At 60.3% G+C, this 13,820-nt stretch carries 13 protein-coding genes; 6 read left to right on the top strand and 7 right to left on the bottom strand.

Annotated features, from left to right (window positions below; genetic code table 11):
• Positions 1–20 precede the first annotated feature (20 nt).
• Positions 21–848, bottom strand: coding sequence for a 3'(2'),5'-bisphosphate nucleotidase CysQ (gene cysQ, locus ACM1ZW_RS10180; RefSeq protein WP_416740482.1), 828 nt, complete (start codon positions 846–848; stop codon positions 21–23).
• The gene (nudE, locus tag ACM1ZW_RS10175; protein WP_416740481.1) at positions 845–1,411 is read right to left on the bottom strand and encodes an ADP compounds hydrolase NudE; all 567 of its coding nucleotides are present in this window, start codon (positions 1,409–1,411) and stop codon (positions 845–847) included. The genes cysQ and nudE overlap by 4 nt, the downstream gene beginning before the upstream one ends.
• Positions 1,412–1,501: 90 nt before the next feature.
• On the opposite strand from nudE, the gene yrfG reads away from it, so the two are divergent.
• Positions 1,502–2,164 carry a GMP/IMP nucleotidase gene (gene yrfG / locus ACM1ZW_RS10170; RefSeq protein WP_416740480.1) on the top strand — a complete coding sequence of 221 codons (663 nt, stop codon included), beginning with the start codon at positions 1,502–1,504 and terminating at the stop codon, positions 2,162–2,164.
• A 144-nt stretch (positions 2,165–2,308) separates the two neighbouring features.
• On the opposite strand, the gene lysM is transcribed toward yrfG, so the two are convergent.
• On the bottom strand, positions 2,309–2,749 hold the full coding sequence (gene lysM / locus ACM1ZW_RS10165; RefSeq protein WP_017335932.1) for a peptidoglycan-binding protein LysM: 441 nt from the start codon (positions 2,747–2,749) through the stop codon (positions 2,309–2,311).
• Between the two features lie 136 nt (positions 2,750–2,885).
• Between lysM and ACM1ZW_RS10160 the strand changes: the two genes are divergently transcribed.
• The 4 genes from ACM1ZW_RS10160 to ACM1ZW_RS10145 all read left to right on the top strand — a co-directional run bounded on the left by ACM1ZW_RS10160 (position 2,886) and on the right by ACM1ZW_RS10145 (position 7,901).
• Entirely contained in the window at positions 2,886–3,773 is an 888-nt protein-coding gene (locus tag ACM1ZW_RS10160; RefSeq protein WP_017335931.1) for a LysR family transcriptional regulator, read from the top strand.
• A 94-nt stretch (positions 3,774–3,867) separates the two neighbouring features.
• Positions 3,868–4,707 (top strand): formate dehydrogenase accessory sulfurtransferase FdhD, encoded by an 840-nt coding sequence (fdhD, locus tag ACM1ZW_RS10155; RefSeq protein ID WP_017335930.1) that lies wholly within the window; start codon positions 3,868–3,870, stop codon positions 4,705–4,707.
• Entirely contained in the window at positions 4,704–7,052 is a 2,349-nt protein-coding gene (locus ACM1ZW_RS10150; RefSeq protein WP_416740479.1) for an FdhF/YdeP family oxidoreductase, read from the top strand. The genes fdhD and ACM1ZW_RS10150 overlap by 4 nt, the downstream gene beginning before the upstream one ends.
• 363 nt (positions 7,053–7,415) lie before the next feature.
• Positions 7,416–7,901 (top strand): glycine zipper domain-containing protein, encoded by a 486-nt coding sequence (locus ACM1ZW_RS10145; RefSeq protein ID WP_017335928.1) that lies wholly within the window; start codon positions 7,416–7,418, stop codon positions 7,899–7,901.
• Between the two features lie 70 nt (positions 7,902–7,971).
• Here the strand turns inward: ACM1ZW_RS10145 and ACM1ZW_RS10140 are convergent, their stop codons facing one another.
• The 3 genes from ACM1ZW_RS10140 to ACM1ZW_RS10130 all read right to left on the bottom strand — a co-directional run bounded on the left by ACM1ZW_RS10140 (position 7,972) and on the right by ACM1ZW_RS10130 (position 11,759).
• Positions 7,972–8,403 carry an acyl-CoA thioesterase gene (locus ACM1ZW_RS10140; RefSeq protein WP_416740478.1) on the bottom strand — a complete coding sequence of 144 codons (432 nt, stop codon included), beginning with the start codon at positions 8,401–8,403 and terminating at the stop codon, positions 7,972–7,974.
• Between the two features lie 92 nt (positions 8,404–8,495).
• Positions 8,496–9,722: a 3-hydroxyacyl-CoA dehydrogenase NAD-binding domain-containing protein gene (locus ACM1ZW_RS10135; RefSeq protein ID WP_414883309.1), complete on the bottom strand. Its 1,227-nt coding sequence runs from the start codon at positions 9,720–9,722 to the stop codon at positions 8,496–8,498.
• A gap of 102 nt (positions 9,723–9,824) precedes the next feature.
• Positions 9,825–11,759, bottom strand: a complete 1,935-nt coding sequence (locus tag ACM1ZW_RS10130; protein WP_416740477.1) for a RecQ family ATP-dependent DNA helicase — start codon at positions 11,757–11,759, stop codon at positions 9,825–9,827.
• Positions 11,760–12,033: 274 nt separating this feature from the next.
• On the opposite strand from ACM1ZW_RS10130, the gene ACM1ZW_RS10125 reads away from it, so the two are divergent.
• Positions 12,034–13,098, top strand: a complete 1,065-nt coding sequence (locus ACM1ZW_RS10125; protein ID WP_031318230.1) for a S8 family peptidase — start codon at positions 12,034–12,036, stop codon at positions 13,096–13,098.
• A 46-nt stretch (positions 13,099–13,144) separates the two neighbouring features.
• On the opposite strand, the gene ACM1ZW_RS10120 is transcribed toward ACM1ZW_RS10125, so the two are convergent.
• On the bottom strand, positions 13,145–13,648 hold the full coding sequence (locus ACM1ZW_RS10120) for a hypothetical protein (RefSeq protein ID WP_017335923.1): 504 nt from the start codon (positions 13,646–13,648) through the stop codon (positions 13,145–13,147).
• Positions 13,649–13,820 lie beyond the last annotated feature (172 nt).

Below are 13,820 nucleotides of genomic sequence, written 5' to 3'. Positions count from 1 at the left end.
CCACAAGGCGTGTGCGCAGATCAGGAACGGGCGAGTTCCAGCAGTTTTTCCCGCCAGGCAGCCTTCGCCGGCAGCGCCAGGAAAAACTCGTTCAGCAAAGACTCCCGCGCCGGATAACTGAACGGCACGCCGCTCAACTCCAGCACTTCACCGCCGGCTCCTTCCAGCACACCTTGGGCCGCCGCCGTATCCCACTGCGAAGTCGGTGCCAGGCGCGGATAACAATCGGCCGCGCCTTCCGCCAGCAGGCAAAATTTCAGCGAACTGCCGATATTGGCCAGTTGCAACTCACCGAGGCTGTCGCTCAGTCCGGCCAGCAAGCGTTCTTGTTCAGGGCTTGAATGCCGACGACTGGCAACGACCGTGAACGCCTCTCCAGGAGCCAGAGCATTGCGAACCTGAATCGGCGATGGCTCGGCTTCTCGATCACCACGCCACGCGCCAAGACCCGCACCGCCAACATAGAAACGCCCGTTGGTCGGCATCGACACCACACCAAACACCACGCGACCTTGATCGATCAGCGCGATGTTGACGGTGAACTCTTCGCTGCCCGAGATGAACTCCTTGGTCCCGTCCAGCGGATCGACCAGCCACCAGCGCTGCCAGCCGGCACGCACGCTCTGCGGGATGTTGGCGTCCTCTTCGGACAACACCGGAATGCTTGGGTCCAGCGCGGTCAGCCCGGCCAGAATCAGATGATGAGCGGCAAGGTCGGCCGCGGTGACCGGTGAATCGTCAGCCTTGGCGATCACCGCAGTGCCGGTACGCCAAAACGGCAGGATGGCGTCGCCCGCCTTCAGTGCCAGTTCAACCACCGGCGCCATCAAGGGATGCGGAAAATTCATGGCAGGAATACCCCGCGCTGAGTCAGCAGATCGCGGGCCAGGTACAGCGCCGCCAAGGCACGGCCCTCGGTGAATCGCGGGTTCTGTGCCAGGCCGGACAGTTCACGCAGATTGATCTTGTCCACGCCCATAGGTTCGGGCTCGTCACCCTCTAGCCGTTCTTCGTACAAGTCGGTGGCCAGGACCACCTGAATTTTCTGGCTCATGTAACCCGGCGACAAGGACAACTCGGTCAGATGCTCCAGCTGTCGTGCGCCATAACCGGCTTCTTCCTTGAGCTCGCGCTCCGCCGCCGCCAACACGTCTTCACCCGGTTCGATCAAGCCCTTGGGCAAAGACATCTCGTATTCATCGGTGCCGCCGCAATATTCCTCGACCAGCACCGCGTGGTCTGCATCGATCATCGCCACGATCATCACCGCGCCATACCCGGCGCCCTTGCCGACCAGTCGCTCATAAGTACGCTCCACGCCATTGGAAAAGCGCAGTTTCAGCTCTTCGACGCAGAATAAACGGCTGGTGGCGACAATCTCGCGGGCGAGGACGGTGGGTTTCTGGCGCATGAAAAGCTCCTTGGCGTGAACGCGTTACTATACCCGGCCTATCCTGATTGTTGACCTCGGATATCTTTTTTACCGTTGGAGAAGTTTTTTATGTCACTGCTGCCGTGGCACGACATCGACACCGTTCTGCTGGACATGGACGGCACGCTGCTGGACCTGCACTTCGACAATCATTTCTGGCTGGAGCATTTGCCCCAGCGTTACGCCGAGTTGCACGGGGTGAGCCGGGCCATGGCCGAGATGGAATTGCAGCCGCTGTTCGAACGCAACGCCGGTCAGTTGCAGTGGTATTGCCTGGATTTCTGGAGCGCCGAGCTGAAGCTGCCGGTGCGCGAACTGAAACTGGAAACCGCGCACCTGATCGCTTTGCGCCCCGATGCGGATACATTTCTTGAGGCGATCAGGAAGGCGGGCAAACGGGTAGTGATGATCACCAATGCGCACCGGGACTCGTTGTCACTGAAGCTGGAACGAATTGAACTGGCGCCCTACTTCGAGCGGCTGATCAGCTCTCACGATTACGGCTTCCCCAAGGAGAATCCGCAGTTTTGGGAGGCCTTGCAGGCGGACATCGGCTTCGATCCGGCGCGCAGCCTGTTTATCGACGATACGTTGCCGATCCTGCGCAGTGCGCGGGATTTCGGTGTTGCGCATTTGTTGGCAGTGCGGGAACCGGACAGCCGCAAAGGGCCGAAAGACACGGCGGAGTTTGTGGCGGTGATCGATTATCGGGAGCTGATTGCCGGGCTTTGAGACTTGTGGCGAGGGAGCTTGCTCCCGCTGGAGTGCAAAGCGCTCCCAATCTGGCTGAAGTTTCCTTCAGAGAATTGCGGCTGCTGCGCAGCCGAGCGGGACGGTGCGGCGTTCCGACAAGCTCCCTCGCCACAGGTTTATGTGTTACTCCGGAATCCGCAACGACTGCCCCGGATAAATCTTGTTCACATCCTTGAGCATCGGCTTGTTGGCCTCGAAGATCTTTTGATACTTGTTGGCATCGCCATATACGCGCAAGGAAATCGCACTCAGGGTGTCGCCCTTCACAACCGTGACAAAGGTCGCAGCCTTCACCACCGGCCCGGTCACCGTAATCTGGTCATCCACGCTCCCGACGCCGGCGATATTGCCCACCGCCAACAGAATCTTCTCCTTCTCTTCCTGACTGCCGACTTCACCTGTCACCGTGACCTTGTCGCCATCCACTGTCGCCTGCACATTCGGGTTACCCAGGCCGACCTTGCTGATGTGTTCCTTCAACTGCTCGCTGGCATTGGCATTGCCGGGTGTCAGCAGATCGATAAGTTTTTCGCCTGCTTCTTTCACAAAGCTAAAAATACTCATGGTGCACGCTCCTTGGGTTTTGGGTTCCAGACGCAAAAGCCTAGACCAAGGTTGCAACCCTCGGTTCTCACCCGACCAATGACGCCGCTTGCCCCCAGGCGCTAGAATCCCGACCTTCCCGCGCCCTGGAGCGAAGATGGACATCAAGCAACTGAAATTCCTCATCGCCCTCGACGAAACCCGTCACTTCGGCCAGGCCGCCGCACGTTGTCACATCACCCAGCCGACCTTGTCCATGCGTCTGCGCAGCCTCGAAGAAGAGCTGGAGCTGCCATTGGTCAACCGCGGCCAACGCTTCGAAGGCTTTACCGCGCCTGGCGAGCGAGTGCTGGCCTGGGCGCGCACCGTGCTGGCGGCCTGTGACGGTTTGCAGGCCGAGGCCGCCGCCTGTCGCGGCAACCTGGTCGGTACGCTGCGTCTGGGCGTGGTGCCCTTGTCGAGTTTCGATCCGCTGCCCCTGCTACAACGCCTGCACACCGAACACCCGAACCTGCGTTTCGAACTCTCTGCGCTGAGCTCCGAGCAGATCCTCGAACAACTGGCGAACAATCGCCTGGACCTCGGTGTGTCGTACCTGGAACGCCTGGACGCCGAACGCTTCGACTCCCTGACCTTCAGCGAAACCCGCATGGGCCTGCTCTACGATCAGCGCTTCTTCACGTTCGGCGAGGCACCGCTGAGCTGGGAGTCGTTGATTGAACTGCCGCTGGGTATGCTCACCAGCGGCATGCATTTCCGCCAGTCCATCGATCACAATTTCCACAGCCGCGGCCTCACCCCCCAGCCGCTGTTGCAGACCGATGCCGTGCATCAACTGTTACAAGCTGTGCACGGTGGTTTGTGTTGCGCCGTGATGCCGCTGGACGGTGGGCTGGAAAACCTGACCGATCATCTGCGTTTGCAACCGATCGAAAACGCGCAGACCCTCGGCCAACTGGGGCTGATCATGCGTCGCAGCGCGCCGCGGTCAGCGCTGGCGGAAGCCTGTTTTGCGATCTATCAGAAATCGCCAACCATCTCTTGATCGACGTCATCTATCGGCAGATCAGTAATAGCGATTAGACGCGACACTTTGACGCGCATAGGCTTAAACCTGACTAAACCGTCGGTGATGCCTGATGAAAGCCAAGCGCCCTGTTTGCGCGGCGCCAGCCCTCGAAGCGCCCGCGCCCGCCGCCAGCCAAACCTACAGTTACAGCGATCTTCAATACACCGAATCGGCCAGCACCGCGCTGGCCGAAGAAGTCGCGCTGGCGATTGCCTTCAACGGCATCAGCCAGGCGGTGATGCTGGTGACGCCAACGGATCTGGAAGACTTCATTGTCGGTTTCAGCCTCGGCAGCGGCATCATCGAAGACGCCTCCGACATTTATGACCTGCAACTCAGCGGCTCGGGTTCGGCGCAATACGCGCAAGTGACCATCGCCAACCGCGCCTTCTGGAACCTCAAGCAGCAGCGTCGGCAATTGGCCGGCACCAGCGGTTGCGGACTGTGTGGCGTGGAAGCGGTAGAGCAGGCCTTGCCGGACCTCAAGGTGTTGCCCGGCGCCCCCCTGCCACCCGCCGAATGGCTTGACGGCTTGCGCCAGCGCATCAGCGCGTTTCAGCCTCTGGGTCAGCATTGCGGCGCGGTGCATGCGGCGGTGTTCATGAACGCCGAAGGCGAATTGCTGCTGGGTCGCGAAGACATTGGCCGGCACAACGCCCTCGACAAACTGATCGGCGGGCTGATCCGGCAAAAAATCCCGACCACCGGCGGCCTGGCGATTGTCACCAGCCGTTGCAGCCTCGAATTGATCCAGAAAGTGTTGCGCGCAGGCATCCAGACCCTCGTCAGCCTGTCCTCGCCCACGGGCCTGGCCGTGCAATGGGCCCGCCGCCATAACCTCAATCTCATCCACCTGCCGCAGAAAAGTGCGCCGCGGGTATATAGCCCTGCGTTGGAGAATCAAGCGTGAGTCAACATCGTCAAGCCGACCAGACACCCGTCCCCCGCTACAAGCCCTACAAAGGCCCAGCCGGTGGTTGGGGCGCGCTGATCAGCGTTGCCCAGGCCTGGTTGACCAGCGACAACGCGCTGAAAAACCTGCGCATGATGCTCAAGACCAACAAGAACGGCGGCTTCGACTGCCCCGGTTGCGCCTGGGGCGATTCCAATGAAGCCGGCATGGTGGCGTTCTGCGAGAACGGCGCCAAAGCGGTGAACTGGGAAGCGACCAAACGCCGTGTCGACGGCAAGTTCTTCGCCAAACACAGCGTCACCCAGCTGCTGGAGCAGAGCGACTACTGGCTTGAATATCAGGGCCGCCTGACCGAGCCATTGAGCTACAACGCCGAAACCGATCGCTACCAACCGATCAGCTGGGACGATGCGTTCGCCCTGATCGCCAAGCATCTGCGCGGTTTGTCGAGCCCGGACCAGGCCGAGTTCTACACCTCGGGACGTGCCAGCAACGAAGCGGCGTACCTCTATCAATTGTTCGTGCGCGCCTACGGCACCAACAACTTCCCCGACTGCTCGAACATGTGCCACGAGGCCAGCGGTGTTGCGTTGTCGCAGAGCGTTGGCGTCGGAAAAGGCACCGTGACCTTCGATGACTTCGAGCACGCCGATGCGATTTTCGTCTGGGGCCAGAACCCCGGCACCAACCACCCACGGATGCTCGAACCGTTGCGCGAAGCGGTCAAACGTGGCGCTCAAGTGGTGTGTATCAACCCGCTGAAAGAACGGGGACTGGAACGTTTCCAGCACCCGCAACACCCGCTCGAAATGCTCACCAACGGCGACAAGCCGACCAACACCGCGTACTTCCGTCCGGCACTGGGCGGCGACATGGCGATCATGCGCGGTATGGCCAAGTTCCTGCTGCAATGGGAGCGCGATGCGCAGAAGGCGGGTGAGCCTGCCGTGTTCGACCACGACTTCCTCAATGAACACAGCGTCAACGTGCTGGACTACCTGGGCGTCGTCGACGACACCTCGTGGGAGCAGATCGTCGAGCAATCTGGCCTGCCCCTAGTCGAAATCGAAAAAGCCGCGCGCATGTACGCCAAAGGCAAGAACGTCATCATGTGCTGGGCCATGGGTATCACCCAGCATCGTCATTCGGTGGCGACCATCCAGGAAATCGCCAACCTGATGCTCTTGCGCGGCAACATCGGGCGGCCGGGCGCGGGCCTGTGCCCGGTGCGTGGCCACAGTAATGTGCAGGGCGACCGGACCATGGGTATCAACGAGCGTCCGCCGGTGGCGTTCCTCGACGCCCTGGAACGTCGTTTCCAGTTCAAGGTGCCGCGTGAAAACGGCCACAACGTGGTTGAAGCGATTCACGCCATGGCCGAAGGTCGGGCAAAAGTGTTCATCGCCCTGGGTGGCAACTTCGCCCAAGCCACCCCTGACAGTCCGCGGACCTTCCAGGCGCTGAGCAATTGTGACCTGACCGTGCAGATCAGCACCAAGCTCAACCGCAGCCACCTGGCCCACGGTAAAGACGCGCTGATCCTGCCGTGCCTGGGCCGGACCGACATCGACCGGCAAACCGAAGGCCCTCAAGCAGTGACCGTCGAAGACTCGTTCAGCATGGTCCACGCCTCCAATGGCCAGTTGGAGCCGCTGTCGAACCAGATGCGCTCGGAGCCGGCGATTCTTGCCGGTATCGCGGCCGCCACGCTGGGCAGCCACCCCGTGGACTGGAATTGGCTGGTAGCGGACTACAACCGCATCCGCGACTTGATTGCCGACACCATTCCCAATTTCAAGGACTTCAACGAGAGGATCAAGAACCCTGGTGGTTTTTACCTCGGCAACAGTGCCGGTGCGCGCAAATGGAACACTGCATCAGGCCGGGCCAATTTCCGCCCGAACGTATTGCCCAAGGACCTGGTGCACGAACGCACCCGCGCCACGGGCGTATTGCCGGACCTGATCCTGCAGTCAATGCGTTCCCACGATCAATACAACACGACGATCTATGGCTTGAATGACCGTTATCGCGGCGTGAAAGGTCAGCGTGACGTGTTGTTCGTCAACGAAGCCGACATTATTCGCCTGGGCTTCAAGCCTGGGCAGAAGGCCGACATCGTGTCGATCTGGGACGATGGCGTAGAGCGTCGGGTGAAGGGCTTCACGCTGCTGGCGTTTGATATTCCTGCGGGGCAAGCGGCTGCGTATTACCCGGAAGTGAACCCGCTGGTGCCTCTGGAGAGCATCGGGGATGGCAGCCATACGCCGACGTCGAAGTTTGTGGCGATCCGGTTGGAAGCGGCGAGTGAGACCGGGTTGATTTTGGCGAAGTCTGCTTAACGCGCACACCCTGTGGCGAGGAAGCTTGTCGGAACGCCGCACCGTCCCGCTCGGCTGCGCAGCAGCCGCTGCTTTTTTTGGGGCCGCTTCGCGGCCCAGCGGGAGCAAGCTCCCTCGCCACAACACGATGTACGCGCCTGATTTTCAGCGGCAAGCCAACTTTCCCAACGCCCACAAAAAAGGCCGTTTTTTCACAAAAACGGCCTGTCCGAAGTAGCTAAAGACCGGCGAAAAACACTTAAGTTCCGCCCAAAAAACAGTAACTTAGGTATATCTGCTGAAGTCGTGTCATTCGTCGGATTTCGATTGTAAGCACCCTGCCTCAGCCTCAGGATCGCGCCGTCATCCCCTTGAGGTTCCTCTATGAAGTTCTCCTCGATTCTCTTGTTGTCCCTTGGCCTGGTCAGTGGCTTAGCTTCTGCCGGAGGCACCACCGAAGCAGGTGTGGGCGGCGCATTGGGTGGGGTTTTGGGCTCGGTCGTCGGTCAATCGTTAGGCGGCAACACAGGTTCCACCATCGGCGCAGCCCTGGGCGGCGCGGGTGGTAGCGCAGTCGGCGCAGACAAACGCAGCCGTGGCGAAGCGGCCATTGGCGGTGCGTTGGGCGCAGCGGGCGGTAACGTGGTCGGTCGCAGCATGGGCGGCACCACCGGCAGCCTGATCGGCTCCGCGGCAGGCGGCGGCGCTGGTGGCGCGCTGGGTAACTACATGGGCAACAAGAGCGATGAGGACGATGATCGTCGCTCCTATCGCGGCCGTGGTGACGACCGTCGCTACTACCGTGATGGTCATCCCGGTCGCGGTCACGCCTATGGCCACCGCAAGCATCACCATCGCTATCGCGACTGAGGCTTGAATCGCCTCGTTTACCGGTAGATCAAGAAATCGCAGCCTTCGGGCTGCGATTTTTTTTTGCCGGTCAAACCACCAACCGCTCCAGCGCACCGCGCAATCCGCCAGGAATCGCCACCGGCTGATTCGTTGTCCGATCCACGAACACATGCACGAAGCGACCCGCCGCACAGGCGTCGTCTTCACCCGCCTTGAACACCGCCAGTTCGTATTGCACAGAGCTGTTGCCCAGCTTGCCCACCCGCAAACCGATCTCGATCCGGTCGGGAAAAGCGATGGAGGCAAAGTAATCGCACGCCGAACTCACGACAAAACCCACGACTTCGCCGTCATGAATATCCAGGCCGCCGACTTCGATCAGATACGTGTTCACCGCCGTGTCGAAAAAGCTGTAGTAGGTGACGTTGTTGACGTGACCGTAAGCATCGTTGTCGTGCCAGCGAGTGGTGATGGGCTGGAAGTGCGGGTAGTCGGTGCGTTGAGGCATCGGGTTGGACATCAGGTTCGATTCCTGGAGTTGGATGGCGAGTTTAAGGCGGAAACCGCGTCGTACTCATCGCAAGCCTGCTCGCGATGGCGTCATTAAAGACACTACAAATCAGCAAACCCCTTACCCACCGCCGCCAACTCCCCAATCAACCGCGCCGGCTGCCAGTGATCACCCTGCCGGGTCTCCAGCGCCAACAACCGCTGATGAATGTCCGTCAACCCTTGCTGATCCGCCCAGGCCATCGGCCCGCCCTTGTCCGCCGGGAACCCATAGCCGTTGAGGTACACCAGATCGATGTCGTGCGCCGTTGCAGCAACCCCTTCCTGAAGGATTTTCGCGCCCTCGTTGACCAGCGCCAGCAAGCAGCGCTCCAGAATCTCCTCAGGGCCGATTTCACGACGCTGGAAGCCTAATCCCTCGCTGACTTGCAGCACCAGCGCATCCACTTCCACATCGTGCTCAGCCTGGCGACTGCCGGCTTCGTAGTGGTAATAACCGTTGCCACTCTTCTGGCCGAAACGCCCCAGTTCGCACAGGCGGTTGTCCACCTGGACCTGCGGCGCATCCTGCCCGACACCGGCCAGTTCTCGAGCGCGCCATTGCAGGTCGATGCCGACCACATCGAACATGCGAAACGGCCCCATGGCGAAACCGAAGCCCTGCAACGCCGCATCCACCTGATAGGGATAAGCGCCCTCGAGCAGCATCTTGCGCGCTTCGAGCACGTAGGTATTGAGCATGCGGTTGCCGATGAACCCCTCGCAGTTGCCCGACACCACGCTGACCTTGCCCATGCGCTTGCCCAGCTCCAGCGCGGCATCCAGTACCGCCGGCGCAGTCTGTGCGCCACGAACGATTTCCAGCAGTTTCATGATGTGCGCCGGGCTGAAGAAGTGCAGGCCCAGCACTTGTTGCGGACGGCGAGTGGCCGCAGCGATCGCGTCGATATCCAGCGCTGACGTGTTGCTCGCCAGAATGGCTTCGGGTTTGAGCAGGCCATCGAGCTCACGGAAAATTTTCTGCTTGAGCTCAAGGTTTTCGTACACCGCCTCAATCACCAGATCGACATCGCGGATCGCTGCGTAATCGGCAGCCGCCGAGATCCGCGCAATACGAGCGTCCGCCTCGGCCTGATCGATCCGCCCCTGACGCACGTTGTGCGCGCAGGTCTCGGCCACGCTGGCCAGCGCTTGCTCAAGCATCTGCGGATTGTTATCCACCCATTGCACCGGCACCCCGGCGTTGGCCAGGCACATGACAATGCCACGGCCCATGGTGCCCGCACCGATGACGGCGGCGCGCTGAATGTTGAACGGTGTCTGGCTCATGATTGTTCTCTTGTTGGCGATCCAAAGACAGTCCCCACCATAGTCAGCCACCGGGCATTTTTGAAATTTATTACTGTGATGGGGGACATTCAGCGGATGGATCTAACCCGGCAAATGCGCCTCAGCCCAACTCCGCACATCGCCATACGGATAATCCTCCAGCGCTGCAAACCCTGGAATCGACCGGGCCTTGAGCTTGGTAAACAGCGGCACGCTGATCCCGCACAAAAACCGCGTCACGCGCTCCGCTGAGGGAACGCTGCCGACGTGCTGTTCATGCCTGTGGATAAAATCACCGCACAGCGCCTCGAAGTTTTTATCCACAAGCGCGGGCAACTCTGGCGGTGCGGGCAGCCGCGCCACATGCCCATGACACACCGAACAGTGCCCGCACTGCTGCGGCGCATTTTCGTCGCCGAAATACTCGGCCAGGCGATAACCCAGGCAATGCTCGGTGGCGAACAGATCCAGCATGGCGTGGATTCGCGCGATCTCGGTGCGTTCATGCTGGGTGAAACAAGCATGCAGTTCGGCACTCAGTGCCTGACTGTCGAAGTCCGTTTGCAGCAGGCTGTAGACCTCGGTCATCTGTTTGCTTTCCAGCTCGACCCAGCCCTTTTCCTGGAAATAATCCAGTGCCTTGACCACCCGATCGCGCTCGGCCCGATGCTGCTCGTACAACGCATCGAAATTCACCGTGGCCCAGGTCCGCGCGCGGGTGGAAGTCTGGATGATTGCCGCTACGAAGTCCTTGCGCTCACCCTCGAAGCGGGCCAGCAAGTCTTCCGGCTCCTGCAAATACTTGAAGCGGTATTCGGCGTAATAGGCGTAACGCGGGGCGATGATCCTGCGTAGCTCCAATTGCACCAGCAAGGTCTTGAGCGGTAACTGGCGGATATTGCTCTGATCGGCCAACGGTCCCAGCAGAAACTCCCATTGCCCCTCGGGTGCAGCGGCTTGCAATTCGTCGAGTACGTGACGGATGCCGTCCAATTCCGGCGTGTCGCCGTAGACGAAGTTTTCCAGCACGTTGAGGCTGTCGCGGTTGGCCAGTACCAGGCAGTCCGACGGTTGCCCGTCACGCCCGGCGCGACCGATTTCCTGACTGTAGTTTTCGATGGATTTGGGCAAGTCGAAATGCACCACGTTGCGAATGTCGCTCTTGTCGATGCCCATGCCAAAAGCGATGGTAGCGACGATGCAATTGGACTGACCGCCCATGAAGCGCTTTTGAATCGCTTCCCGTTGTTCATGGGGCAAACCGGCGTGATAGGCCTCGGCCTGCACGCCGTTGCGCCCCAGGTGTTCGGCGATGTGCTCGGCGGTTTTCTGCAAGGTGACGTAGACGATGCTCGGCTGGTCGGGACGCTCCCTCATCCATTCGACCAGGCGTCGACGTTTGTCCTGGCCGCGCACCGGCTCCACCAGCAAGTTGAGGTTCGGCCGATAGAAACCGGTGGTGACCACGTCTTCAGGAGCGATGGAAAATTTCGCTTCCATATCCGCGATCACTTTCGGGGTCGCGGTGGCGGTCAGCAGCAACGCCTGAGGGATGTTGAACTGGCGCTGGTAGTCCGGGAGCTTGAGATAGTCGGGGCGGAAGTTATGACCCCACTCCGAGATGCAATGCGCCTCGTCCACCACCAGCAGCGAGATCGGCACCTGCTGCAAGAAATGGCGAAAGCGCTCGTTCTTCAGGCGCTCCACGGAAATCATCAGAATCTTCAGCTCGCCGGACTTGGCGCGAGCCATCACATCGCTGGCGTCGTCGCGGCTCTGGGCCGAATCGATACTGCCCGCTGCGATCCCGTGTCGCTGAAGAAACGCCAACTGGTCCTGCATCAATGCCAACAACGGCGAGACCACCAGCGTCAGGTGCGGCAGCAATACCGCCGACATCTGGTAACACAGGGACTTGCCTGAACCCGTGGGGAAAATCGCCGCCGCCGAACGCCCGGCCAGTACAGCGCTGATCGTCGCCTCCTGGCCGGGCCGAAACTGTGGATAACCGAAAACCTGTTCCAGGGTGTTGTGCATAAGCTGTCACTCCGTTGACCGCTGCGAAGCCCAAAGCCTAGCCGGTGATCGCAGCGAGTCGAGAAAAGGTCGGGGGCAAAAACGATACGGGATGATACAGCGTCCATCAGGCCAAACCTTCGCCACAGGTTGAAACAAACGGGGCACTTTGCCTCCCTGACGCTTCACCCCTTTTCACCGGTAAGGTTCACCTTCAAAAAAAATTGCCCTCTTCGCGCAATGTTCAACACGGCAGGAAAGCCTGATGTGCGCGGAGATTTACGAAGGAACGACCATGCCTCAACGACCCATTTTTTTACTCCCCCCCGTGCTCGCATTGACCTTTTTGTTAAGCGGCTGCCTGACGAACCCCACGCAGCCGTCCATCGACCCGACCCCGTTCGAGACACTGGAATATCAGGGCCAGCAAGGCCTGGCGGTGATTAACGCGTCAGCCCTCTACGCCCGAGGCGGCACTGGCCAGGGGGTGGCCGTAGCGCTTGTCGACTCAGGCCTGAACAGCAACTTGCCGGAATTTCAGGGAAGAATCGCTGACCCGGGTTTTGACTATGTCGAGAACCGTGCCGGCACCTTCGACCGGGTGGGTCACGGTACCCAGATGGCCGGCATTCTCGCCGCCAACAAAGATGACCAGGGCATGCACGGTGTCGCCTTCAACGCACAACTGATCCCCTTTCGTTTCGGCGACGACAACGAGCCATTTTTCTTCGACACCGAGATTGCACAATCCTGGCAGGCCGGCTTCGACAAAGGTGCGCGCATTCTCAACAACTCGTGGGCCAATGCCATTCCGGCGACAGAGATCAATGAGGCGCGTTACAAGCAGGTCATGCCGGAGTCGTTGGTGACTGCCCGGAAACTGGTTCAGGAAGGCGCTGTTTTTGTGTTCCCGACGGGTAACGAACTGAAACGGGAACCGTTGGCTGAACCCGGCTTGCCGATCGCCATACCCGAACTGGAAAAGGGCTGGATCGCCGTGGTTGCACTGAAAAACGACGGCAGCGCCATCAATGCCAAGTCCAACTATTGCGGCGTGGCGGCTGCCTGGTGCATCGCGGTACCGGGCGGCGATTCCGGCGCTGGGCAAGGACTGCTGACCACCAGCAAGGACGGAAAGTACGTGCAGACCGCCGGCACCTCGCCGGCTGCCGCCATGGTCAGCGGAGCCCTGGCAGCATTGCAAAGCCGATACCCCGAACTTACCGCGCAACAAGTACGCGAACGCCTGCTGGCAACAGCGAACCGAACAGGTATCTATGCCAACAGTGAGGCGTACGGTCGAGGTTTGATGGATCTTGAAGCGGCTTCGCGCCAGGCTCCGAAATCCACGATCAACTAAGCCGAAACGGGGAGGACAGCGTCACCGGGACTTGCCCTAGACAGCACTAGGGCACCAACACCGCCACCCGAAGTTGCTCATTCAACGCCTGCTCATGAAACACCTGGCTCTTGCTCGCCCACGCCGCGTGGGCCGGGCTGATTTCGCCGGTGAACGCCGCGGCCAACTGACGCAAATCAGCGACGCTTCGCACACGGGGGCAGAACGGTTCGCCGTCGCAGTCTTGGCTGGCATTGCGGTAGGTGGTCAGCAATCGATCCCACAAGCCATCACGCACCTGGCGTACAGACTTGAGCTTCACCGCCTGCACGCCCAGGCGTTGTTTCAGACCCTGTTCGTCCAGCGCTTCGCTGGCCAGCAGCGCCTTGCCGAACATCAACACCTCAGCGCGAGACGCGGTGTCCATGTTCGCCTGAGTGGTGAGCGCGTCCGGCCAGCCCGTGCGGTCCATGTTGGCCAGCACCATCGAGTTACCCGCGTCAGCCGCGCCGGTCAAACGACACGCCCCCGCCCACAACAACAAAACCGAGGCCATACGTAGCCATTGCATACCTAATTCCCTTTAAGTGCTTAACCAGGCATTTTCGAAATGCCCTACAGATTCTGGCGCGCACGATACAGAGGTTTGCTGCGCTGCGCCTGAGAAACACGTAGGAAAATTCACCTGTAAGGGTTTCGATTAAAAAAACCTCGGGAAACGCGTAGGGCGAATGCCCGAGGGC

This window comes from Pseudomonas sp. NFX71, from assembly GCF_048079215.1.
In the GTDB taxonomy this organism is placed as follows: Bacteria; Pseudomonadota; Gammaproteobacteria; order Pseudomonadales; family Pseudomonadaceae; genus Aquipseudomonas; species Aquipseudomonas fluorescens_B.
The sequence above is the reverse complement of the archived record's forward strand: the minus strand, read 5'-3'. Positions and strand labels throughout refer to the sequence as shown.